Origin of the sequence: Nocardia sp. NBC_00565 (genome assembly GCF_036345915.1) — a bacterium.
Lineage (GTDB): Bacteria > Actinomycetota > Actinomycetes > Mycobacteriales > Mycobacteriaceae > Nocardia.
In genome coordinates this window covers 6,968,840-6,991,213 of the sequence record NZ_CP107785.1, presented here as the reverse complement: position 1 = coordinate 6,991,213, position 22,374 = coordinate 6,968,840, and the positions used below count along the sequence as shown (strand labels likewise).

The window sequence follows — 22,374 nt, the reverse complement described above, 5'->3', positions numbered from 1 at the left end:
CCGTCGCTATGCCCGGCCGAACGCCAGTGCGACATTGTGGCCGCCGAAGCCGAACGAGTTGTTCAGCGCGTAGTCGATGCGCTGCTCGCGCGGTGCGCCGGCGACGATATCGAGGTCGATCTCGAGATCTCGATTGTCGAGATTCAGGGTGGGCGGCACGATCTGGTCGCGTAGCGTCAGCAGGGTGAGGATCGATTCGAGCGCACCGACCGCACCGATCGAATGGCCGAGTGCGGATTTGGGCGCGTAGACCGATGCCTCGGGGGTGACGGCGGTGATGGCCTTGGCTTCGGACGCGTCGCCGATCGAGGTCGACGTGGCGTGTGCGTTGACGTGCTGAATATCCGAAACCTCCAGTCCGGCAGTACTTATCGCCTTGCGCATGGCGCGCGCCGCACCGATGCCGTCCGGTTCCGAGGCGACGATGTGGTAGGCGTCGGAGGTGATTCCCGCGCCGAGTACGCGGCCGTGGATCCGCGCGCCGCGCGCCCGCGCATGTCGCTCGGATTCCAGCACCAGCAACGCACCGGCCTCACCGAAGACGAAGCCGTCGCGATCTCGGTCGAACGGTCGCGAGGCCCGTTCCGGTTCATCGTTGCGGGTGCTCATCGCGCGCATCATGGCGAAGCTCGCGATCGGCACCGCATCGATATGGCCCTCGACACCACCGGCGATCACGACATCGGCCTCGCCGGTGGTGATCAGCCGCCAGGCGTGCGCGATCGCCTCCGAACCGGAGGAACAGGCCGATACCGGTGCGAAAACGCCCGCCTTGGCGCCGATTTCGAGTCCGACCGTCGCGGCCGGACCGTTCGGCATCACCATCGGCACCGACATCGGGGAGACCTTGCGATAGCCGCCGTCGCGCATCGAGTCGACGGCGTTGATCAGCGCGTCGCCACCGCCTAGGCCGGTGCCGATGACGACCGCGAGTCGCTCACCCTCGACCTCAGGTGCGCCCGCGTTGTGCCAGACCTGGCGGCCGAGCACCAGTGCCAGCTGCTCGACGTAGGAATGCCGTCGCTGTTCGATGCGGGTGAGCCGGGCACTCGGATGTGACTTCAGCTTGCCGCCGATGCGCACCGGCAGGTCGTACTCGGCGACGAAATCATCGGTGAGTGCACCGATGCCGCTATGCCCGGCCAGCAGGCCGGCCCAGGTCGCGTCGATATCGTCGGCGATCGATGTGGTCGCGGCGACCGCGGTGACCACGACCGACGGCCGAGTTTCTGAAGCGATTGTTACAGTCACGATGTCATGAATACCTGTACCAATCGCTACAGTCAACTCATGGCTCGTCCCCTCGACCACGCGAAACGCGCCGACCTGCTGGCCGGTGTCGTCGAATACATCGCCGCACACGGCCTCGGCGACCTGTCGCTGCGCCCGCTGGCCGCCGAACTCGGCACCAGCTCCCGCATGCTGATCCACTACTTCAACACCAAGGAGCAACTGCTGGTGCAGGCGCTGATGACGCAGCGCCCGGATATCGCGGCCGTCTTCGCCGATGTCTCGGACGCTTCCGCGCTGCGCGAGCGGCTCGGCGAATTCTGTTCGGTGAATATCGCGGGGGAGGCCACGACGAGTGTGCGGGTGCTGCTGCAGGTGCTGGGCGCGGCGTGTGTGCCGGGTAGTGCCTATGGCGAATACGCGAATGCCGCGATCGCGACGTTCATCGGTACCCTCGCCGACGCATTGCGCCGGATCGAGTCCATCGATGATCCCGAAGCCGTTGCCACGCTGCTGGTTTCGGGGCTGCGCGGCATCATCCAGGACCGGTTGATCACCGGCGATATCGATCGCACGGACCGCGCCGCCCGTAGGTTGATCGACCAAACCGTGCGCTGAGCGGGAGATTTCGCGGTCGGGAGGCGCTGTCGACGAAAACGCCCTTGTGTCGGTTGGGTAGCCGACACAAGGGCGTTGGTTCGTTGGATTGTCAGGCGAGGGCGATTGCGGCGCAGAGTGCGGCGACGGCGATCAGTTGCAGCGCAACCCGGCCGTTGATCACGCTGTTCCACTTGTCCTGCAGCGCACGCGCATCCGCCGGGATGACGCCGGACTGCGCGGCGGCGGTCTGCTGGGCGTTCACCGGCTTGGCGACCCGGACGTAGATCGCGAGCCAGCTCACCAGCGCCACCACGGCGATACCCGCCGCGATCGCCGCCGGAACGTGGCCGCCGATGGCCGCGAGAGCCGTTGTCGCGACGGCGGTTACCACACCGCTGATGCCGACGATCGGCATCCGGCGATCGCCGTAGTAGTGACCCCATCCGGCACTCACGGTCACGGCGCGGTCGTCGAGCCGGTCGTATACCGCCCGCGTGATCAGTGCGAAGCAGGCGTCGGTGCCGTAGACGACGGCATTCGCGAGGACCGAGACGATGGCGATGATCTGGATGGCTGTGGTGAGCATGATGCTGTTCCGTCCTCTGCGTTGTAGCGTTGTTAGAGAATCTAGCAGTGCTAGATGCAGACGTCAACCGAGCACCGCCTGTGTGAATATCTCCGTCTACTGCCGCACTGAACAGATCGGTAGCCTGCTGTTAGCCATTCGGCGGTGGATGCTGGCAGGAATTCGAATGGGCAAGCATGCGCTTGGCATCGGCCCTGCTGGCCGAATGTGCCGATCGCATCAGGGTCGTTGCCCGGGGGCGGCTGTTACCGGAATACCGTGCGCCGCAATCGGATCGGAAGGCTCCCGGGGCGGTTGCGCAAAGCGGGTCGGCACCCGTGCCGGAGACGAAGGCGGCGGCCTGACGGACCCGCGATGCCCGCTCGATCCGCCGAGGATCGGGCGGGCATCAGGGGCGCAGGCGCAGCTTCCAGGCCGCGATCTCGGTTCGATTCTGCAGACTGAGCTTGGCCAGGATGCTGCGGACATGTGTTTCCACCGTGCGCTCGGAAAGCACCAGCCGGGCGGCGATTTCGCGGTTGGTGAGCCCGTCCGCCACCAGATCCGCGACCTCGGTTTCGCGGGCGGTGAGCGGGTTGGCGCTGCGGCCGGCCCGATCGATATCGGCGAGCAGCGCATCGGCCGACTGCAGCCGGTGGGACATGCCGAGCCGCCGGAACTCGTGTGCCGCTTCGGTTATCGCCGATCGCGCGGTGCGCAGGTCGGCGGGCGTGCCGCGAGTGCGCAGGGCGTCGGCCAGTCCGAGACGGCTCAATGCCAGAAACGGGCGAGCGCCGATGCGGGTGTCCATCGCGATCGCGCGCTGGTAATGCTCGATCGCCGCGTCGACGCGTCCGGCGGTGAGCGCGAGGTCGGCGATTGGACGGGCGATCGAACCCGGGCAGAGCACGGCGCCGCCATCGCTCGCGTAGTAGTCGTCGGCACCGAAGGCTTGATAGGTGCGCTCGGCGGCCTCCCTGTCCCGCAATAACACCGCGGTGAAACCGATGCAGAAGAGCAGTCCGAGCCAATGCGGACCGATCTCGACGGTGCCCGGCAGCTCGCGGAACTCCTTGAACGACGCGCGTGCCTCGGCCAGATTGCCCGCAAGTGCGTGCGTCATCGGATAGAAGATCCGAGTCAACGGTATCTGCGGCGCGTCGCGTATCGCCGCCAATCTTTCGGCGGCCTCGGCGTCGTCGACGCAGCCGTGGGTCATGGACAGCACTCCGCGGAACGCCTGGTGCAGACCGAGCAGCGACGACTCACCCATCCGGATGGCGAGTTCGAATGCGGCATCGTTGTTTTCGTCCGCGGCGGCGAAATCGCCGGTGAGTGCGGCGCGAACGGCGTCGAGCCGGTGCAGATGCCAGCGGGCGATCGGCAGCCTGCCCCGCTCGGCCACCTGCTCGAGTTCGGCGATCGTGCGGTCGACGAGGGCGAGATCGCCGAGTTGGAATGCGGCCGAGGCCTGCCAGAGATGACCCCACAGCTGGGCGAGCGGCTGCCGGGCCCGGGCGCCGATATCGATGGCGCGTTCGACCAGTGGCAGCCGCTCGGCGAGAAAATGCGGTGCCGAAAGGGCGAGGTGGCGGGCATGGATGGCATCGAGCAGCGCGTCCGGATCACCGCTGCGCTCGGCGGTCGCCATGGCCGCCGCGGAAAGCGTTCTAGCGTGGTCGCACTCGCCGATCTCGGCGGCGACCATGGCGCGATGTGCCGTGAGCCGGGCCTTCGCCGCATCGTCGACATCGGCTCGTAAGGCATTGCGGCACAGTCGATCGACCCTGGCGATCACTTTGGGGGTTCCGATGCCGTGCACCACCAACGCGGCCGCCGCGATGAGGTCAGGGCGGGCGGACTGCTCTGCGATCGCGGTGGCCTGCACACAGTGGTCGACGCTGTCATCGATACGTCCGGCCTCGAATTCGCTGCGCGCGAGCTCGATCTGCAGCTCGGCCCGCAGCGGCCCTGGCGCGCTGGGCCCGCTCGCCTCGATCGCCCATTGGTGGAAGCGGATCGCTTCGTCGTATGCGGTTGCCGCGCGAGCAGATTCGGCGGCGATGCGGGCCCAGTGGGCACAGTCCGGTTTGGCTTCCGGGCCACCCGCATGTCGCCAATGCGTCGCGATCGGTCCGGCCGCCGCGCCGTCGCCGTCGGCACGGGCGGCGAGCAGCTCGGCGGCCTTGCGGTGCCATGACGTCCGCTCGGACGGCGGCAGCTCGGCGTAGATCGCATCGCGGATCAGCGCGTGCACGAATGCGATACCGCCGTCATCGAGGTGCCGGAGCACACCGGCGGTCGTGGCGGTATCGAGGGCCGCATCGACCGAGGTACCCGTCATCGGTTCGAGTAGATCCGGTTCGATTCGCTCGCCGAGCACGCTCGCGGCCCGCAGCACCGACCGGGTCGCCGCATCGAGCCGGTCCACCTGCGCCAGGGCCAATCGTCGAAAACCAGGACGGGACAACAGATCCGGCGCATCCGATGTGGATTCGACGACGAGCCGAACGTAGAGCGGGTTGCCGCCGGTGCGTTCGTGCAGTCGATCGGCGGCCGCGGTATCCAAGTCGGAGGGGACCTGCGACAACCAATACCGAACCTCCTCGATCGAGAGCCCGGTCAGCGGCATCGTCTGGGTGCGCGGCATCCGCACCAGCTCGGGCAGCTCTTCGAGATAAGGCCCTACTGCGGGGTCGCGGGCGGTGACCAGCAATAACAGCCGCTGCCTCGGGAGTTCGGCGGCGAGGTGCCGCAGGAGCAGCAGGGAGGTTCGATCGGCCCAGTGCAGATCCTCCAGCACGATCGCGAGTCCGGACTCAGCTGCGAGGGTCGCCGACGCGTCGGTGACCGCGGTGAACATACGAAACCGCTGCGATGCCGAATCCTCCCATCGCACGGTGTCGCCCGCCGCCAGCGCCTCGGCCAGCTCGGGGAGATCGCGGCCGAGCCGATGCCATGGCCACAGCGGCGGCATGCCCGCGTCGTCGACGGCGAAGCCACGGCCGACGCGCAGCCCGCATTCGGCGGCCAGCACCGCGGTGTGCTCGGCCAGCCGCGTCTTGCCGATGCCTGCCGGACCGTCGATCAGCAGTAGCCGCCCCGGTCCCGCGGCGGCCGCGAGCACCGCGGCCCGCAGCCGGGCGAGCTCGCGATGACGACCGATCAGCGGCTCCTGCATAGGCAGCAGTATCCACGCGTTCGGCGGCCCGTGCGCCCGGTTCAGTACCGCGGATACGTGGTGGCACTGATTCGCGCGGCCGCCGGAACACCGAAGCTGAATATATCATTCACGCAGATCAGGAGCCTTTTCCCATGTACGCACAACTCGTCTACTTCGACGGACCGCGCAGCGCCGACCAACTGGTCGCGGCGGACTACGCGGCCCGCCACCGTATCGAACCGGCGCTCGCCGGTGTCCCCGGACTGGTCTGCGCCTACGAGCTGCGTCGCCACGACGGGTCCGGGGTGGTGATCGTCATCGCCGAATCGGAGGACGTGCTGCTCGTCGCGCAGCGCGCGATCATCGCCACCGAACTGCTGCCCGGCGAGGATGCGGCGCTACTGCCCGGCCCGGACCGGGTGGAGACCTACCCGGTGCTCGCGCACCACAGCAAATCCGATATCTACGCGAATCGGGGCTAGCCATGACCTGGACACTGCTCACCGAGCCCCAGACCCACCGCGGCCAGCGACAATGGATGGTCGACCCGGCGCACAGCCGGGCCGAATTCACGGTCGCAAACTTCGGCCGCACCGTCCACGGCCGAGCGCCGATCCGGGACGGCCGACTGACCACCGGGCCCGATGGTGCCCCCGAAAAGGCCACCGGCACAGTCGATCTAGGTGCAATCGACACCACGCACGCAAAGCGGGACAGGGACCTGCGCGGCCGCCGTCTGCTCGATCTGGATCGGCACCCGCTGATGGCCTTCACCACTGAGGACATCACCGATACCGCCGGTGAGTGGCGGGTCGTCGGCACCGTGCGGGTGCGCGGACGGCGGGCCGAACTCGTCTGCACCGTCAGCAAATTCGTCCTCGGTCCCGGCGACACCGTCCGGCTGGTCGCCCACGCCGTCCTCGACCGGCGCGAAATCGGCATCCGGGCACCGGAATTGATGATCGGGCGGTATATCGCGATCGAGCTGAATGTGCTGTTGCGTCCGGAATCTCAGGCGCGCTGAGGATTCCGGCGCGGACTGTGTGGGGTCAGTCCGCGCCGGTATCCGGGTGGGTGTGCTCGAACAGCCGACGCAGCATGTCCGACAGCGCGTTTCGTTCATCCTCGCTGAGCGGAGCCAGGATTTCCTCGCGCACCTGCCGTGCCTCTTTGTCGAGGGCGCGCAGGGCCGCTCGACCGGTCCTGGTGATCCGCACCGACATTCGACGTCGATCGACCGGATCACGGGTGCGTTCGACCTGTCCAGCGCTCGCCAGTTCGTCGACGATCTTCGCCACATCGCTGGGGTGGATATCGAGCCGGATACCCAGATCCCGCTGCGCGTGCGGACCGAAATCCGCGAGTGCGGCGAGTACCGCCATATGCCACAGCCGCAATCCGCGTGCGGCTAGCCGATCGGCGAACCGGCCGCGCGCGACTTTGCCCACCCGGGAGAGCAGATAGGTGTCGAGCCCGAGCAGGCTCGGTGGTAGTGCCCGCGTGGATGCCATGCGACAAATTATAGGGTCCATCCTATGATAGGTGCGCACCTACTAAATAGGAGATAGCGTGGAAGCCCTGTATCCGAGACTGCTCGTCACCCATTTCGCCGAATGCTTCGAGTTCTACAACGCCGTTCTGCCGCAGCTGGTCGGTGCGAAGCTGATCAAAGGCACCGCGGCGGGGCCGTATGCGAATTGGGATGTCGACGACCAAGCGGTGCTGGTGCTCTTCGACCGCGCGGTGATGGCCGAGGTCGCGGGTACCGCCGCACTGCCCGCGACGGCGGCGCCCGCGCAGGACGCGGTGATGTTCGTCTGCCGGGTATCCGATGTCGATGCCGGTCTGCGGCTGTGCCTGCGCAATGGCGCGACAGCGGTGGCCGCCGCGGTGGACCGGCCGCAGTGGGGACCGAATCTGCGCACGGCGCACCTGCGCGATCCGGCGGGCACGCTGATCGAACTCCAGTCCTACTGACTCGCTCGGCCTGCCGAACTGCCCGCCGCCACCGCACGGTCGACGCGCTCGCGGTGGCGGCGGGCTGAGCTCTGGACGAAACCTAGGGCACGACAGGCAGATAGACCTGCGCGCCGTGGTCGGCGAACTCGGCGGACTTCGCCGCCATCCCCGCTTCGATCGCCTCGATATCCGAAAGCCCTTGGCGGGCCGCGTATTCGCGGACATCGGCGGAGATCCGCATCGAGCAGAACTTCGGTCCGCACATGGAGCAGAAGTGCGCGGTCTTCGCGGGCTCGGCGGGCAGGGTTTCGTCGTGGTATTCGCGGGCGGTATCCGGATCCAGTGACAGCGCGAACTGGTCGCGCCAGCGGAATTCGAAGCGCGCCTTGGACAATTCGTTATCGCGGTCCTGGGCGTGCGGGTGGCCCTTGGCGAGATCGGCGGCGTGCGCGGCGATCTTGTAGGTGATCACGCCGACCTTGACGTCATCGCGGTTGGGCAGGCCCAGATGCTCCTTTGGCGTGACGTAGCACAGCATCGCGGTGCCCGCCTGCGCGATGATCGCCGCACCGATGGCCGAGGTGATGTGGTCGTAGGCGGGCGCGATATCGGTGGCGAGCGGGCCGAGGGTATAGAACGGCGCCTCCTCGCACAGCTCCTCTTCCAGCCGCACGTTCTCCACGATCTTGTGCATCGGCACGTGGCCGGGACCCTCGATCATCACCTGCACACCATGGGATTTCGCGACCTTCGTCAGTTCGCCGAGGGTGCGCAGTTCGGCGAACTGGGCCTCGTCGTTGGCATCGGCGATAGAGCCGGGACGCAGACCGTCACCGAGGGAGAAGGTGACGTCGTAGCGCGCGAGGATCTCGCAGAGTTCGGCGAAGTTGGTGTACAGGAACGACTCCTGATGATGCGCCAAACACCATGCGGCCATGATGGATCCGCCGCGCGAGACGATGCCGGTGACCCGCTTGGCGGTGAGCGGCACGTACCGCAGCAGCACACCCGCGTGCACGGTCATGTAGTCGACGCCCTGCTCGCACTGCTCGATCACGGTGTCGCGGTAGATCTCCCAGGTGAGCGCCGTCGGATCGCCGTTCACCTTCTCCAACGCCTGGTATATCGGCACGGTGCCGACCGGGACGGGGGAGTTGCGCAGGATCCATTCGCGCGTCTCGTGGATGTTCTTGCCGGTGGACAGATCCATGATGGTGTCCGCGCCCCAGCGGGTGGCCCACACCATCTTCTCCACCTCCTCCGCGATCGAGGAGGAGACGGCCGAATTGCCGATATTGGCGTTGATCTTCACCAGGAACTTCTTGCCGATAATGGTCGGCTCCAGCTCCGGATGCTTGTGGTTGGCCGGAATCACCGCCCGGCCCGCCGCGACCTCCGCGCGCACGACCTCTGCGGTCACGCCCTCGCGCGCGGCGATGAAGCGCATCTCGGGGGTGATGATGCCCTGGCGCGCCCAGGCCAGCTGGGTCGGCGGACCGGCCACCTCGGGCCTGGGCCAGCCGTCGCGCAGCTTCGGTAGACCCACCTCCAGATCGATGCCGGCCGCGTCATCGGTGTACGGGCCCGAGGTGTCGTAGACGTCGAAGTGCTCCCCATTGGTCAGGTTGATCCGACGCACCGGAATGCGCAGGTCATCGACCTCTTGGTAATGCTTGACGCTGCCTTCGATCGGACCGGTGGTCACGGAATCGACAGGTGTGCCCATGAATTTCCTTCCCTACGCCGGCATTACCCGGTCAGGTTCATACGGTCGACGGCCCTGACGCCCGAAATGGGCTAGCCGTCCTCTCAGCCCGCTGGTGCGAGCCCCCGTGGGTGTGTGAAATTTTCCAGCCCGACGATACCTTTCCATGTCCGCGCCCTGCCCGGCGATCGGAGGAACATCCAGCGAAGCGCCCGCCGCCCGCTACCCCACCGGTAGATTCCACAACGTGAAATTCACCCTGGAGGTAGACCTGGATGCCCTGCCAGACGGCGTGAAAGCCCCCGCCGACCTCGCCGACGAACTCGGCCGCATCCTCCGCTACTGGGGCGGCAATATGAAGCACTACCAACTGATCGAGGGTGACGCCTCCCCCATCTACAACTCCGGCTACCACGAAGTCGGCTCCTGGCAGATCACCTGACCCGGATACCCGAACTCGGTCAGTCGACTTTGCCGTCAAAGGCGTCTTGCATGGCTTGGAGGTTGATTTTCTTCATGCCGAGCATGGCCTTCATGGCGCGGTTGGCGGCGGCGCGGTCGGGACTGCTGACGAGGGCGTCGGCTTCGGCGGGCCAGATTTGCCAGGGGATGCCGTATTTGTCGTTGAGCCAACCGCACTCGATTTCCTGGCCGCCGTCGGCGGTGAGCGCCGTCCAGAGGCGGTCGACCTCGTCCTGACTGTCGCAGTTGACCAGCAGGGACATGGCGTGTGTGTAGTGATAGTCGCCGCCGCCGTTGATGGCGGTGAACTTTTGACCTGCGATCTCGAAGTCGACGAGCATAACGAGTCCGGCCTCCCGCGGCCCGGCCTCGCTATAAGGCGTGATGTTGATGATCTTCGCGTCCTCGAAGAGGGAGCAGTAGAACTTGGCGGCCTGCTCGGCCTCGGTGTCGTACCAGAGGTTAGTGACGATCTTCTGCATGATGGTCCTCCCGACCGGAGTGCTGGTACCTGCACTAATGCAGACGCGGTGGCAGACCGGAATTCATCGCCGACGAGAAGCTCGTCTCTGACCGGTCCGGTTCTGGTCGGGGGACGAGCACCCGGGTAGTCAGCGTTCGCGGGGGCCGATGGGGAAGCCCAGGGCGCCGAAGGTGGCGTTCAGGTTGATTTCTATTTGGGTTAGTAGGGCGTTGAAGTCGGCCAGCATGGAGACGATGTCGTCGGTGCGGCAGCCGAGTTGGTTCGGGGCGTTGGGGGCCAGGCGGGTCTTCAGCCAGTTGAAGGTGTCGGCCATGCCGAGGGAGGGCAGGGTCAGGTGTTCGCTGAGGTGGTCGCGTTTGTAGACGATCGACGCGCCGTCCGCGCACCACTGCTGGGTCAGGCGATCGGTGGTCCAGATCGGGACGGCCTCGTCGAGGACGCCCTGGTAGACGAACAGTGGCGCGGTCGGCGTGTGCTTGCCGAGCACCGTCGCGTCGAAGACCTCCCGGATCTGCGGTAGCGCGAGGTACTGCGCGATCGGAATCGTCAGTATCCGTTGGTAGTCGGTGAACATCTGGGTCAGTGCGTTGCGCGGCAGGCACTGCGAGTTGGTTTGGTTCATCAGCGCCTTGCCCTCGGGCGTCAGGTACTGATCGCTCGTCTCGCGGAACTTCGGGTAGGCGTTGTAGAGCGAGGAGATGCCGATGCCGATGAGGCTGGAGAACATCGATCCGTTGACGTGCAGCAGGGATTCGACATCCGAGACGGGAGCGCCCAGCGCCGCCCCCTGCACATGCAGCTCGGGCGCGTAGCTCGGCTGCAGCTGCGCGGCCCAACCGGTGCCCATCCCACCGCCGGAGTAGCCCCACATCGCCACCGGCGTATTCGCGCCGTCCAGGCCCAGCGGTTCGAAGCGCTCGGCGGCCCGAATGCCGTCCAGCGTCATATATCCCGGCTCCTCGGCCACCGCGAGATGCCCATTGAGACCCTCGTAGTCCGGCACCGAGATCGCCCAGCCCTGACTGATCAGTGCCGCGATCGCGATCAACTCGCTCTGTGAATGCACGCCCTCGACACCGGGCAGCCCGGCACCCTGCTGCAGCACGAATGACGGCGAGCAGTTGATGCTGGCACTGTCGTAGTAGAACTGCAGCGAGACCAGTGGCCGCGACCGGTTCGGGTCCGCGCCCGCGGGCAGGATCACGGTGGTGACGGCGACCGTCGGCTGTCCGAACAGGTCGGTGGTGCGGTAGAGCAGCTGCCACGAGCGCACGTTCAACGGCAGCAGGGTCAGCACTGCGAGGTGCATCTCGCGCGAGCGCAGGATCGCGCCGACATCTTGGGATTCGAAGCCCTCGGGTGGCTGATAGAACGAATCCTGTTGTGGCAGTGGTATTGCGGCGACAGGCGTGGCGGTGACGCCCCCGGCCAGCAGTGCGGTTGCCACCGCCATGGCCATCGTCACCATCGCCGCGACCGCTCGTAATCGATCCCCATTGATCATTGACACGTCTGCCCCTTCCGCATCGACGTGACAGCGATTACAACACGATCTCCTGTTACCAACAAGAAGTCTTGTCGAAATTGCTCCGGCTATGGTCGATACATGACCCGCAGCAAATCCGCCGCGCGGCCCGATCCGACTCCGGCGCGGCGCCGTATCCGTGGCCTCGACGCCGCGCAACGCAGTGCGCAACGGCGCAGTCAACTGCTCGACGCGGCCACCGAACTGTTTGCCGAGCAAAGCTTTTCGGGTACGTCGATCGAACAGATCTGTCAGCGCGCCTTCGTCGGAACCAAGGGTTTCTACGACCATTTCGACAGCAAGGAAGCGTGCTACGGCGCGCTGCTCACCCACCTCACCGAGCAGATTCAGCAGCGGGCCATCGAGGCGGCCACCGTGTCCGCCGAACTGCCGTGGCCGGAGCGCGCAGCGGCCATTATCGCCGCCTTTGTACACGCCATCGCCGACGATCCGCGGCTGGCCAGGGTGACCTTCGGTGAGGCGGGCGGCATCTCACCGGCTGTGGAGCGGCAACGGCGCGGTAATCGGCGCTGGGCGGCGGCCTTCCTCGACCGGCAGTGGTCCGGCGCGGAATCGGCCGACCCGGAGGCGCAGCGCAGGCGAATCGCGTTGGCGCTGGCCACCATCGGCGGCATGTTCGAACTCGTCGCGGACTGGCTGCACCATCACGACGACGGTGGCGCCCCCGATATGGTCGATACGCTCACTGAGGATCTGATCCGGTTCATCACCGTGGTCGATGCCGGTGTCCGAGTGGCCGCCGGGCGCTGATCACCCCATCATCGATGCGCTTCGTGGGCGCGCCAGATACGCCCGCGGACCTCGCCGAGACCGATGCGCCGCCGATTCGGTCCAGGGGCCGAGGCAGTGATGACCACCTCGTCGCCGTCCTCCAGAAAGGTGCGATGCAGACCGTTCACGGCGACGGGTTCGGCTCCACCCCAGGATAATTCGATGAACGAGCCGCGCTGGTCCGGCTCCGGTCCGGAGATCGTGCCCGAGGCGTAGAGGTCGCCGGGGCGGGTGGCGGCGCCGTTGGCGGTGAGATGCGCGAGCATCTGCGCCGGTGACCAGTACATCCGGGAATACGGTGGGTGCGCGACGGTTTGGCCGTTCCAGCGCACGGCCAAGTCGATATCGAGTCCCCACGGCTTGCTGCGGCGGAGATAGGGGAGCGGTTCGGGCGTTTGCGCCGGTAGCGGTATGCGGGCCGCCTCGAGCGCGGCCAGCGGGGTGACCCAGGCCGAGAGCGAGGTCGCGAAGGATTTGCCGAGGAACGGCCCGAGCGGCTGATACTCCCACGCCTGGATATCCCGTGCGGACCAGTCGTTCACCAGCGCGACGCCGAAGACGTGCTCATCGAACTCCTCGATGTCGATGGGCGTGCCGAGTTCGGAGCCGACCCCGACCAGAAAGCCGAGCTCCGCCTCGATATCCAGTCGCTGTGACGGACCGAAATCCGGTGTGCCGGACGATGTTCGACGCTGACCGTGTGGCCGGACGATATCGGTCCCGGAGACCACCACGGTCCCCGCGCGTCCGTGGTACCCGACCGGCAGATGCCGCCAATTGGGCAGCAGCGGTTCGGAATCGGGGCGGAACAGTCGGCCGAGGTTCGTCGCGTGATCGATACTGGCGTAGAAGTCGACGTAGTCACCTATTCGCACCGGCAAGGTGGTGCGCACATCGCGGAGCAGATGGACTGCCGCCGTGGGTATTTCGGTATCCACCAGCTCGCGGACGCGGTCGCGCACCGCACGCCAACGGCGGGGTCCCTGCGCCATGAACGCGTTGAGGTTCGGCTCGGCGAATACCGAATCCTCCAGTGCCGCCGCAAGATCGATGACCTGCTCGCCGATCCGGACGCCGACGCGCAAGTCCTGGGCCTCGGGCGCGAAGACGCCGTAGGGGAGATTGTCGGGACCGAAAAGGGAGTCCTCGGGTACTTCGATACGCGTTTTCATGCGGGACCACGGCGCTGGTCCGCGGGCGGGCGTCGGTGGCCGTCGGACTGCGGTCCGCGACCCGACCAGGTCCATGCGTAGCCGGGATCCTCGCAGGTCAGCGCGCCCTCGCCGAGCTCGAGCGGTCGGAAGGTATCGACCATGACCGCGAGTTCGTCGAAGAATTCGATACCGATGCTGCGTTCGTACGCGCCGGGTTGCGGGCCGTGCGCATAGCCGCCGGGATGCACCGACACCGAACCCGGCCCGATCCCGGAACCTCCACGCGCCTCGTAGTTTCCGCCGCAATAGAACATGATCTCGTCGCTGTCGACATTGGAGTGGTAGTACGGCACCGGAATCGAGAGCGGGTGGTAGTCGACCTTGCGCGGCACGAAATTGCACACCACGAAGTTGATCCCCTCGAACGCCTGATGCGCGGGCGGCGGCTGATGCACGCGGCCGGTGAGCGGTTCGAAATCGGCGATATTGAAGGTGAGCGGATACAGGCAGCCGTCCCAGCCGACCACATCGAAGGGATGGGTCGCGTAGATCATCCGGGTGCCGACCACGCGACCGCCGGGACGGTGCTTCACCAGCACCTCGATATCGGTTCCGGTGGCGAGTAACGGTTCCCACGGCCCGTGCAGATCCCGCTCGCAGTAGGGCGAATGTTCCAGCAGCTGACCGAATTTCGACAGATAGCGCTTCGGTGGGGTGATATGGCTCGCGGCCTCGATCACATACGCGCACAGCGGTTCCGGGCCGCTCGGCAGCCAGCGATGGGTGGTCGCCCGCGGAATCAGGACCTGGTCGCCCTGCCGGGCCGGGATCGCGCCGAAGACCGTTTCGACCACGGCGGTACCGGATTCCACGTACACCAGCTCATCGCCGATCGCATTGCGGTACAGCGGTGAGGCGCCCTTGGCCACGACATAGGAGATCCGTACGTCGGAATTGCCGAGCAGTAACCGCCGGCCGGTGACCGGGTCGGTGCTGGCCGGGGTGTCGCCGGGGAAGAGTTGGTGCAGGCGCAGATGTCGGTGGCGCAGTGGGTGATTCGGTGTCAGGGTCTGATCCGGCAGCTCCCATACGGTCGAGTCGACAATGGCGGGCGGCAGGCCGCGGTGGTACAGGAGTGAAGAATCGCCGGAGAAGCCCTCCTCGCCCATCAGCTCTTCGTAATAGAGCTGTCCCTGATCGTCGCGATGCTGCGTGTGCCGTTTCGGTGGCACCGCTCCAACCTGCCGATAAAACGCCATGACCGCACCTCCGGCCGGGTCGCTGGATTTGCTTCCATCGTAGTGCCGGGTGGTTGGAAAAGCGGCCGGATCGGTGGACATTTTGTCGGAGGATCACCCGGTTGAGCGGCATTTCGCCTAGTGATGAAGCCGACTGCTGAACAATTGTCAGTCGTCCGACGGGTGCTCAGGCATGCCGCAGCGCGCGGTAGACGGCCGCGCCGACAAAGGCCCCCAGGCTCTGCGGATCCCAGTCGCCCGAGCCGGCGAGCAGGGTGCGGACCGCGCCCTCGCCCGCCGATACCCACAGCTCCACCAGTGCCGGCAGTTTGCGCTCGGCATTCTCGGTGCCCCACGCGCGCAACGTCGGTCGCAGCAGTATGGTGCAGCGCTCGACGGCGAGTTTGCGTCCGCGTCCGAACGAATCCGCAACGGCCGGATCGGGATTGCCGTACAGCAGCCGCCAGGCGTCGGGTCGATCGGCCGCCTTCTCCAGTAGTGCGCGGAAGCCGTCGATGAAGACGGTCTCGCCCGCGTCGACATCGCGGCGGGGCAGCACCTCGAGCAGCCCGCCGACGAGGAAGGTTTCCTCGCGCTCGATGAGTGCCTCGATCAGTTCGACGCGATCGGGAAAGCAGGCGTACACGACGGGCCGGGTGACTTTCATCCGCTCGGCGATCGCGGCCATGGTGACCGCCGCGATGCCGTGCTCCACCGCGATCGCCAGCGCGGTGTCGAGGACCTGGGGGCGGCGGCGCTCGGGACCCAAATGCTGTGCCCGCTGCCGTGGTTGCACGGCCGTCTCGCTACCCATAGGCACCAAGATATCAGGGGTTCGCGCAGGTCCTGAGCCTGAAGATCAAATTCCTACATGAGTGAACAATAATGCTACAGTCATGAATGAAATCGCCGAGCAGCCGAGGAGTCATTGATGACCGAAACCCTGTTCAACCCGAAGACCTGCGAGTTCGCCGAGTTCGACGCGGAGACCCGCAGGCTGTTGCGCGCCACCGTGGAGTGGTTCGAGGCCAGGGGCAAGGCGGCGTTGAAGCATGACGACCGGGAGCGGATCTGGTACTCCGACTTCCTCGATTTCGTGAAGCGCGAGCGGGTGTTCGCGACCTTCCTCACCCCGGCGGCCGAGGCGAACGGTGATCCGAACAAGCGCTGGGATACCGGCCGGATCGCCATGATGAGCACGATCCTCGGCTTCTACGGCATGTCCTACTGGTACGTCTGGCAGGTCACCATTCTCGGGCTCGGCCCGATCTGGCAGAGCGAGAACAAGGCCGCGAAGCAGAAGGCGGCGGCGCTGCTGGATTCCGGTGAGATCTTCGCCTTCGGTCTGTCCGAGAAGGACCACGGCGCCGACGTCTACTCCACCGATATGGTGCTAACTCCCGAGCGCGACGGCTACACCGCTTCGGGGAGTAAGCATTACATCGGCAACGGGAATCTGGCGGGCATGGTTTCGGTGTTCGGTCGCCGGTCCGATAAGCCGATCATCGACAGCGCCAAGGCGCTGGAAAGTAAGCCGACGCAAGAAGATTACGAGGGGTATCTGTTCTTCGTCGCCGATAGCAAGCACAAGAACTACAAGTTGCGCCGCAATGTCGTCGACAGCCAGATGTATGTGGCGGCCTTCGATCTGGAGAAATATCCGGTTGCCGAGGAAGACATCCTGCACCGCGGTGAGAGTGCGTTCCATGCCGCGATGAACACCGTGAATGTCGGCAAGTTCAATCTCGGTTTCGGCGCGGTCGGCGCGTGTGAACACGCCTTCTACGAGGCGATTACGCATGCCGAGAATCGAATCCTGTTCGGGCACCGGGTAACCGAATTCCCGCAGGTGCGCTCGCTGATGACCGACTCCTACGCGCGGCTGCTCGGCATGAAGCTCTACAGCGAGCGGGCCATCGACTACTTGCGCTCTGCCTCTCCGGATGACCGTCGCTATCTGCTGTTCAACGCCATCGAGAAGATGACCGTGACGAGGCAGGGGCAGCGGATCACCGAGGATCTCGCGGATGTAATCGCGGCCCGCGGCTTCGAGAACGATATGTACTTCCCGATGGCGATGCTCGGGCTCTTCGGCCTGCCGCGCCTCGAAGGCACCGTGCACGTGAATATGGCGCTGTCGCTGAAGTTCATGGCCAACTACATGTTCCATCCGGCCGATGCCGGATTGGCCGCCCTGCGATATCTGCCCGGCGCCGCGGTCGCGCCGAAGGGCACGGTGCGCGCGGTATCGGGTGCGTTGAGCTGGTCGAGTCGTCGGCTCGCGCCGCGCGCCGGGGCGGCGGTGCCGAAGCTGCGCAAGGAGCTGGCGGGCGCGGACTACGCGCCGGTCCCGACCCGGCGCGATGCCGCCGATGACGAATTCCTGTTCCGGCAGGGTCCGAGCAGCGGCCTCGGCCGCATCCGGTTCCGCGACTGGCGTCCGGTCTTCGAGAAGTTTACGCACGTACCGAACGTCGCGGTCTTCCTGGAGCAGGCCCTCGCCTTCCAGACCTTCCTGGCCGCCGCCGCCCCAACCGCCGCCCAGCAACGCGACGTCGACTTCCTCTTCGCCCTCGGCGAGCTCTTCACGGCGGTCCCCTACGCCCAGCTGATCCTCGAGCAAGCCGAAATCGAGGGCACCAGCACGCCCGTCCTGGACCAGATCTTCGACGCCTTCGTCCGCGAATTCTCCAAGAACGCACTGACTCTGCACACCAAGCCCGCCGCAACCAAGCCGCAACAGACCAGGTCACTGGACCTGATCCGGCGACCGATTGCCGACCAGGCGCGCTTCGAACAGGTGCTCGCTCAGGCGCGTGCGCACGCGGGCGGGTACGAAATGAACCCCTAGTCCGCGGCTCGCCCGTCATCTCGAGCGATCCATCCGACAGCTTCGGGCCGGAGATGTCGCGTACCACGACCTCGTGGAAGCTGGCGATGACACCAGCTCCTAGTCGGTGAATTCGGCGATTACCGGGGCGTGGTCGCTGGCGCCCTTGCCTTTTCGTTCCTCGCGGTCGACGAAGGCGTCCTTTGCGCGGGCGGTGAGGGTGGGGGAGCCGAGGATGAAATCGATGCGCATGCCTTCTTTGCGGGGGAAGCGCAACTGGGTGTAGTCCCAGTAGGTGTAGACGCCGGGGCCGGGGGCGAAGGGACGCATGATGTCGGCGAAGCCGGTGTCGAGGAAGGCGTTGAAGGCGTCGCGTTCGGGCTGGGAGGTGTGGGTTTTGTCGGCGAAGAATTCGACGGACCAGACGTCGTCGTCGGTGGGGGCGATATTCCAGTCGCCGACGAGGGCGATCTGGGCGTCGGGGACGTCGGCGAGCCAGCGGGCGCTGTCGGCCCGCAGGGTGGCGAGCCAGTCGAGTTTGTAGGCATAGTGTGGGTCGTCGAGGGTGCGGCCGTTCGGGATGTAGAGGCTCCATACGCGGATTCCGCCGCAGGTCGCGCCGATCGCGCGAGCCTCGACAATCGGTGCGCTGAGCAGGGATTCGCCCGCATCCTTATCGAAGCCTGGCTGGTCCGGGAAGGCCTGCGCGACGTCGTCGAGGCCGATGCGGGAGGCGATGGCCACACCGTTCCACTGGTTGAGTCCGAAATGCGCGACCTCGTAGCCGAGTTCATCGAAACGTTCGAAGGGGAACTGGTCGTCTCGGCACTTGGTTTCCTGGATGGCGAGTACGTCGATGTCCTGGCGGTCGAGGAACTCCGCTACGCGGTCGATGCGGGAGCGGATCGAGTTGACGTTCCAGGTCGCGAGACGCACGGATGCCTTCCTTCACAATGGGGTATAGGTCTGTTCTACCGCAGGACCGGTGGTTCAGCGAGGGCCGTCCGGCGTGGCATATCGATAGCCGTGATGGTCGAGGAAGCCGAGTTGGTCGTACAGCGCGATGGCCCCGGTGTTCTCGGCCTCGACCTGCAGGTAGGCATGGGTGGCGCCGCGGTCGGCGCCCCAGCGGATCAGCTCCGCGCAGATCAGTGAGCCCAGTCCGTGCCTGCGGTGCTCGCTCGCCACCGCGACGCAGGTCAGGCCGATCCAGCGACGGCCGTCGGATGCGGTGGTGAGCGCACCACGGCCGATGGCGATGGGTTGGGGCAGGCCGAGTGTGGCGAATCCCAACTCGCCGTCGTGCACCGCGGCCAATACCTCCGCCAACGGTTGCGGCGGTGAAACATCGTGTGTCGCTGGGTCGTTGCCGCCGTAGCGGTGCATATCCAGCCAGGACTGGTCGGGCGTCGGTGTGATGCGCACCATCGGCGGGCCCTGGGGCAGGACGAAATTCTCGATATCGATGGCCAGCAGCCGGGTCTCCTGCCAACTGCGCCAGCCCGGCGGCAGCGGGGCAAGTCGATCGGGCAGTGCGAGCTGTACCGGCAAACCGTGCGCGGTGTACCACTCGCCGATCCGGTGCAGCGTCTCCGCGCCGATTGCCGCCGGACCGTCCGAGCTACCCAGTGGCACAGCGGAATTGGCGCGATTGGTGTATCCGTTTCCGGCGCGCAACAGCCACCCGTCGATCCAGGCCTGTTCGATACCGGGCCAGGCGTTCGCGGCAGCGGCCTCCAGCGCCCGGATCTCCCTGGTCCGAATCGGCCTCGGCCCCAACGCTTTCATCGCCACCACGCGATCACGCGCGACCGAAACCACCTGACCGTCCGCGGCGCGCACGGTCGGCGGGTCCAGCGAAACCAGTTCGCCGATAACATCGGTGAGCGGTTGTGGATAACCCGCGGGCAACCGATAGCGCAGCACCACCCGACGGCCGAGCGCGATATCGCCCCCGGAACCCGAGTCTGCGGTGTCAGTCATCGTGTCCGAACGGATCGGGCACCGTCCCGGGGATCCAGCTGAGTCCCGGTATGCCCCAACCATTCCGCTTGATCGCCTTCTTGGCCGCCCGCGCATTGCGGCCGACCAGCACATCCACATAAACATAGCCGTCGAGATGCCCGACCTCGTGCTGCAGCATGCGCGCGAAGAAGCCCTTGCCCTCGATATCGACCGGATTGCCCTGCTCATCGATCCCGGTGACGCGCGCCCATTCGGCGCGGCCGGTGGGGAACTGCTCGCCCGGCACCGATAGGCAGCCCTCGTCGTTGTCGTCGGGATCGGGCATGGTCTCCGGAATCTCCGAGGTCTCCAGCACCGGATTGATCACCGCGCCCTTGCGCCGCACGGCCGACCCCTTCGCATCGATATCGGGGCAGTCGTAGACGAACAGTCGCAGCGGCACGCCGACCTGGTTGGCCGCCAGCCCGACGCCGTTGGCGGCATCGAGCGTCTCGTACATATCCGCGATCAGCTCGGCCAGCTCCTCCGGCGTTTGGGTGACCCGCTCGGTCGGGTTGTGCAGTACGGGGTCACCGACGATCACGATGGGGAGGATTGCCATGGGGCAATTATTGCCGATGCCGTTCGCGGGCCGGAACCAACGTCGTTGCGACTCGCTACCGGCCAGCCCGGCGCGAGCGACGGGCTCGGAGGCGGTAGCGGAGCGTAACCACGGAGAGACCCGCGAACGCCGCAATTGGACACAGGGAACACGCCGAAACGAAGGTGCGGCGATCCCGCTGGCCCGTGGTTGAATGATCCGCGACGTACAAGCATCATTTTTCGTCTGGTGGTTTTACTCGACGAGGGAGCAAGATGGACGGCGCAGCGGCTCGGAATCTTTCCGCGATCCAGGACGGCCCTTCTGCGAGCGAAGATGTCACCGCGGCCCAGCAGGTAGCGGGTGACAATGACGGTCTCAGCCGTCGTGAGCACGACATTCTGGCCTTCGAACGGCAATGGTGGAAATACGCCGGCGCCAAGGAAGAGGCCATTCGTGAGCTGTTCGGCATGTCGCCGACCAGGTACTACCAGGTACTCAACGCGGTGGTGGATCGGCCGGAGGCGCTAGCCGCCGATCCCATGCTGGTGAAGCGGTTGCGCCGACTGCGGGCGAGCAGGCAGAAGGCGCGAGCCGCTCGGAGGCTCGGCTTCCAGGTATGAGGCACCGCCGTGAGAGCGGAGCCCGCGCGGCGACCAAAGGGCCCGCTTTGCGGCTAGGGTCGTTGACGTGAGCGAGCGCAGCGAGCGAACCATCGACACAGCGCCAATAGGCACGGCGGAGCCGAGCGTCAGCGAGGCGCGCCCGTGAGCTACCCGAATCCCACCTCCGGCGGGCCGCCGTTGCGCGCGCTGGCGATGGTGTTGATCGCGCTGGCCATCGTTTTCGCCGGACTCGGCGCGATGTCGTTATCGAGCTCGGATTCCGATACCTCGGGTGCGGGTGAATCCACGACCACCCCGCCCGGTCAGGCCGCCACGACCACCGTCGCGGCGACCACCACCGCCGGTTCGACGTCGACGACCACCAAGTCGTCGGCGGCGACAACGACCCCGACGACCAGCACCGCGAATCGTGCGGTGCCGGTACGGGTTCTGAACAACAGCACCGTTGCCGGACTGGCCGCACGCACCGCGAGCGAGCTCACCGCCAACGGCTGGACGGTCGCCGAGGTCGGGAACTATCCGGGCCCCAATGTCACGAAAACGACTGTGTACTACGGCAATAGCTCCGGCGAGAAGGAAGCCGCGCTGGCGATAGCGGATGAACTGGGCGCCAGCGCCGAACCGCGCACCGATAGCTCGGGTTCGGGTGTCACCGTGGTCGTCACGGGTAACTGACGGGCGCGGCTGGCCGCGACACGGGCCTGTCACGGCGTGACACGGCGGGCGTGGCATCATCTTGTCCGGTAACGAACGTGCCCACCCAGCTTTACTCGTAAACTCGGTACTCGTAAAGGAGTTCCCCCGATGGCCCCGTCCACATCTCGTCGCCCGTCCTGGCGGACTGTGACCCCGGTGCTCGCTGTCGCGGTCTTCGGCCTCGCTGCCTGTTCGAACAGTCAGGAGTCGAGCGACGTCCAGGGAACCACGCCCCCCGTATGGACCGGCGCGTCCGCACCGCCGGCCAGCGAGTTCGGCACGGAGACGGGCTCCCCCGGCGCGAACCCCGGGGTGAAGGTCGACCTGAAGGACGCCGCAGGCTCCTCGGTCGCCGTCGCGAACATCACCAAGGACGGCAACCACCTGCAATTCACTGTCGAGGCGCACGGACTGCGTCCGGGCTTCCACGGCCTGCACATCCATCAGATCGGCAAGTGTGAGGCCAGCTCGGTCGCGCCCACCGGCGGTCCGGCCGGTGACTTCCTCTCGGCTGGTGGCCACCTGCAGGTCGGCAGCGCCAACGCGCACCCGGCCAGCGGCGATCTGACTTCGCTCGAGGTCCGTACGGACGGTACGGCCAAACTGGTCACCACCACCGATGCGGTGACCCTGGACGACATCAAGGGCAAGGCCTTGATGATCCACGCCGACGCCGATAACTTCGGCAATATCCCCAACCGTTATGTCCGCGCCGACGGCGTTGCCGGTCCGGACGAAACCACTCTTGCGACGGGCGATGCGGGTGGCCGCGTCGCCTGCGGCGTCATCCAGTAGCAAGG

General features: G+C 66.3%; 23 protein-coding genes and 1 riboswitch. Of the genes, 10 read left to right on the top strand and 13 right to left on the bottom strand.

What is annotated here, in order from left to right:
* Nucleotides 1-6: 6 nt before the first annotated feature.
* Nucleotides 7-1,251 (bottom strand): KasA/KasB family beta-ketoacyl-ACP synthase, encoded by a 1,245-nt coding sequence (locus tag OG874_RS32160; protein ID WP_330250835.1) that lies wholly within the window; start codon nt 1,249-1,251, stop codon nt 7-9.
* Nucleotides 1,252-1,290: 39 nt separating this feature from the next.
* On the opposite strand from OG874_RS32160, the gene OG874_RS32155 reads away from it, so the two are divergent.
* Nucleotides 1,291-1,848: a TetR/AcrR family transcriptional regulator gene (locus OG874_RS32155; RefSeq protein ID WP_330250834.1), complete on the top strand. Its 558-nt coding sequence runs from the start codon at nt 1,291-1,293 to the stop codon at nt 1,846-1,848.
* A 91-nt stretch (nt 1,849-1,939) separates the two neighbouring features.
* Here the strand turns inward: OG874_RS32155 and OG874_RS32150 are convergent, their stop codons facing one another.
* Together OG874_RS32150 and OG874_RS32145 are read right to left on the bottom strand one after the other, a co-directional pair.
* A complete protein-coding gene (locus OG874_RS32150) occupies nt 1,940-2,416 on the bottom strand; it encodes a DUF1772 domain-containing protein (protein ID WP_330250833.1) in 477 nt (158 codons plus the stop codon).
* Between the two features lie 388 nt (nt 2,417-2,804).
* Nucleotides 2,805-5,576 carry an ATP-binding protein gene (locus tag OG874_RS32145; protein WP_330250832.1) on the bottom strand — a complete coding sequence of 924 codons (2,772 nt, stop codon included), beginning with the start codon at nt 5,574-5,576 and terminating at the stop codon, nt 2,805-2,807.
* A gap of 134 nt (nt 5,577-5,710) precedes the next feature.
* Here OG874_RS32145 and OG874_RS32140 point away from each other — a divergent pair, with 134 nt between their 5' ends.
* Together OG874_RS32140 and OG874_RS32135 are read left to right on the top strand one after the other, a co-directional pair.
* Nucleotides 5,711-6,040: a hypothetical protein gene (locus OG874_RS32140; protein ID WP_330250831.1), complete on the top strand. Its 330-nt coding sequence runs from the start codon at nt 5,711-5,713 to the stop codon at nt 6,038-6,040.
* 2 nt (nt 6,041-6,042) lie between these two features.
* Nucleotides 6,043-6,582, top strand: a complete 540-nt coding sequence (locus OG874_RS32135) for a YceI family protein (RefSeq protein ID WP_330250830.1) — start codon at nt 6,043-6,045, stop codon at nt 6,580-6,582.
* 25 nt (nt 6,583-6,607) lie between these two features.
* Here the strand turns inward: OG874_RS32135 and OG874_RS32130 are convergent, their stop codons facing one another.
* The gene (locus OG874_RS32130) at nt 6,608-7,069 is read right to left on the bottom strand and encodes a MarR family winged helix-turn-helix transcriptional regulator (protein ID WP_330250829.1); all 462 of its coding nucleotides are present in this window, start codon (nt 7,067-7,069) and stop codon (nt 6,608-6,610) included.
* 58 nt (nt 7,070-7,127) lie between these two features.
* Between OG874_RS32130 and OG874_RS32125 the strand changes: the two genes are divergently transcribed.
* A complete protein-coding gene (locus OG874_RS32125; RefSeq protein ID WP_330250828.1) occupies nt 7,128-7,535 on the top strand; it encodes a hypothetical protein in 408 nt (135 codons plus the stop codon).
* An 82-nt stretch (nt 7,536-7,617) separates the two neighbouring features.
* Here OG874_RS32125 and thiC read toward each other — a convergent pair whose 3' ends face one another.
* The gene (gene thiC / locus OG874_RS32120) at nt 7,618-9,243 is read right to left on the bottom strand and encodes a phosphomethylpyrimidine synthase ThiC (protein ID WP_330250827.1); all 1,626 of its coding nucleotides are present in this window, start codon (nt 9,241-9,243) and stop codon (nt 7,618-7,620) included.
* Nucleotides 9,236-9,361: riboswitch (TPP riboswitch) on the bottom strand. Its footprint overlaps the gene before it by 8 nt.
* A gap of 108 nt (nt 9,362-9,469) precedes the next feature.
* Here thiC and OG874_RS32115 point away from each other — a divergent pair.
* Nucleotides 9,470-9,664: a hypothetical protein gene (locus tag OG874_RS32115; RefSeq protein ID WP_330250826.1), complete on the top strand. Its 195-nt coding sequence runs from the start codon at nt 9,470-9,472 to the stop codon at nt 9,662-9,664.
* A gap of 19 nt (nt 9,665-9,683) precedes the next feature.
* Here OG874_RS32115 and OG874_RS32110 read toward each other — a convergent pair whose 3' ends face one another.
* Nucleotides 9,684-10,166, bottom strand: coding sequence for a VOC family protein (locus tag OG874_RS32110; RefSeq protein ID WP_330250825.1), 483 nt, complete (start codon nt 10,164-10,166; stop codon nt 9,684-9,686).
* A 129-nt stretch (nt 10,167-10,295) separates the two neighbouring features.
* Entirely contained in the window at nt 10,296-11,672 is a 1,377-nt protein-coding gene (locus OG874_RS32105) for a lipase family protein (protein ID WP_330257508.1), read from the bottom strand.
* Between the two features lie 102 nt (nt 11,673-11,774).
* Between OG874_RS32105 and OG874_RS32100 the strand changes: the two genes are divergently transcribed.
* A complete protein-coding gene (locus tag OG874_RS32100; protein ID WP_330250824.1) occupies nt 11,775-12,464 on the top strand; it encodes a TetR/AcrR family transcriptional regulator in 690 nt (229 codons plus the stop codon).
* 8 nt (nt 12,465-12,472) lie between these two features.
* On the opposite strand, the gene fahA is transcribed toward OG874_RS32100, so the two are convergent.
* The 3 genes from fahA to OG874_RS32085 all read right to left on the bottom strand — a co-directional run bounded on the left by fahA (nt 12,473) and on the right by OG874_RS32085 (nt 15,691).
* Nucleotides 12,473-13,657, bottom strand: a complete 1,185-nt coding sequence (gene fahA / locus OG874_RS32095) for a fumarylacetoacetase (protein WP_330250823.1) — start codon at nt 13,655-13,657, stop codon at nt 12,473-12,475.
* Nucleotides 13,654-14,898: a homogentisate 1,2-dioxygenase gene (locus tag OG874_RS32090; protein ID WP_330250822.1), complete on the bottom strand. Its 1,245-nt coding sequence runs from the start codon at nt 14,896-14,898 to the stop codon at nt 13,654-13,656. The genes fahA and OG874_RS32090 overlap by 4 nt, the downstream gene beginning before the upstream one ends.
* Before the next feature lie 166 nt (nt 14,899-15,064).
* The gene (locus OG874_RS32085) at nt 15,065-15,691 is read right to left on the bottom strand and encodes a TetR/AcrR family transcriptional regulator (protein ID WP_330250821.1); all 627 of its coding nucleotides are present in this window, start codon (nt 15,689-15,691) and stop codon (nt 15,065-15,067) included.
* A gap of 117 nt (nt 15,692-15,808) precedes the next feature.
* Here OG874_RS32085 and OG874_RS32080 point away from each other — a divergent pair, with 117 nt between their 5' ends.
* Entirely contained in the window at nt 15,809-17,728 is a 1,920-nt protein-coding gene (locus OG874_RS32080) for an acyl-CoA dehydrogenase (RefSeq protein ID WP_330250820.1), read from the top strand.
* A 99-nt stretch (nt 17,729-17,827) separates the two neighbouring features.
* Here the strand turns inward: OG874_RS32080 and OG874_RS32075 are convergent, their stop codons facing one another.
* From OG874_RS32075 to OG874_RS32065, 3 genes are read right to left on the bottom strand one after another with little or no spacing between them, the layout of a single operon-like run.
* Nucleotides 17,828-18,643 carry an exodeoxyribonuclease III gene (locus OG874_RS32075; RefSeq protein WP_330250819.1) on the bottom strand — a complete coding sequence of 272 codons (816 nt, stop codon included), beginning with the start codon at nt 18,641-18,643 and terminating at the stop codon, nt 17,828-17,830.
* Between the two features lie 54 nt (nt 18,644-18,697).
* Entirely contained in the window at nt 18,698-19,690 is a 993-nt protein-coding gene (locus tag OG874_RS32070) for an N-acetylglutamate synthase, CG3035 family (protein WP_330250818.1), read from the bottom strand.
* Nucleotides 19,683-20,273 (bottom strand): peptide deformylase, encoded by a 591-nt coding sequence (locus OG874_RS32065; RefSeq protein ID WP_330250817.1) that lies wholly within the window; start codon nt 20,271-20,273, stop codon nt 19,683-19,685. Before OG874_RS32065 ends, OG874_RS32070 begins: the two co-directional genes overlap by 8 nt.
* A 254-nt stretch (nt 20,274-20,527) precedes the next feature.
* Here OG874_RS32065 and OG874_RS32060 point away from each other — a divergent pair, with 254 nt between their 5' ends.
* From OG874_RS32060 to sodC, 3 genes are all read left to right on the top strand, one after another.
* On the top strand, nt 20,528-20,875 hold the full coding sequence (locus OG874_RS32060) for a DUF3263 domain-containing protein (RefSeq protein ID WP_330250816.1): 348 nt from the start codon (nt 20,528-20,530) through the stop codon (nt 20,873-20,875).
* A gap of 144 nt (nt 20,876-21,019) precedes the next feature.
* The gene (locus OG874_RS32055) at nt 21,020-21,553 is read left to right on the top strand and encodes a LytR C-terminal domain-containing protein (protein WP_330250815.1); all 534 of its coding nucleotides are present in this window, start codon (nt 21,020-21,022) and stop codon (nt 21,551-21,553) included.
* Between the two features lie 129 nt (nt 21,554-21,682).
* Nucleotides 21,683-22,369: a superoxide dismutase[Cu-Zn] gene (gene sodC, locus OG874_RS32050; RefSeq protein WP_330250814.1), complete on the top strand. Its 687-nt coding sequence runs from the start codon at nt 21,683-21,685 to the stop codon at nt 22,367-22,369.
* The last annotated feature ends 5 nt before the right edge of the window (nt 22,370-22,374 follow it).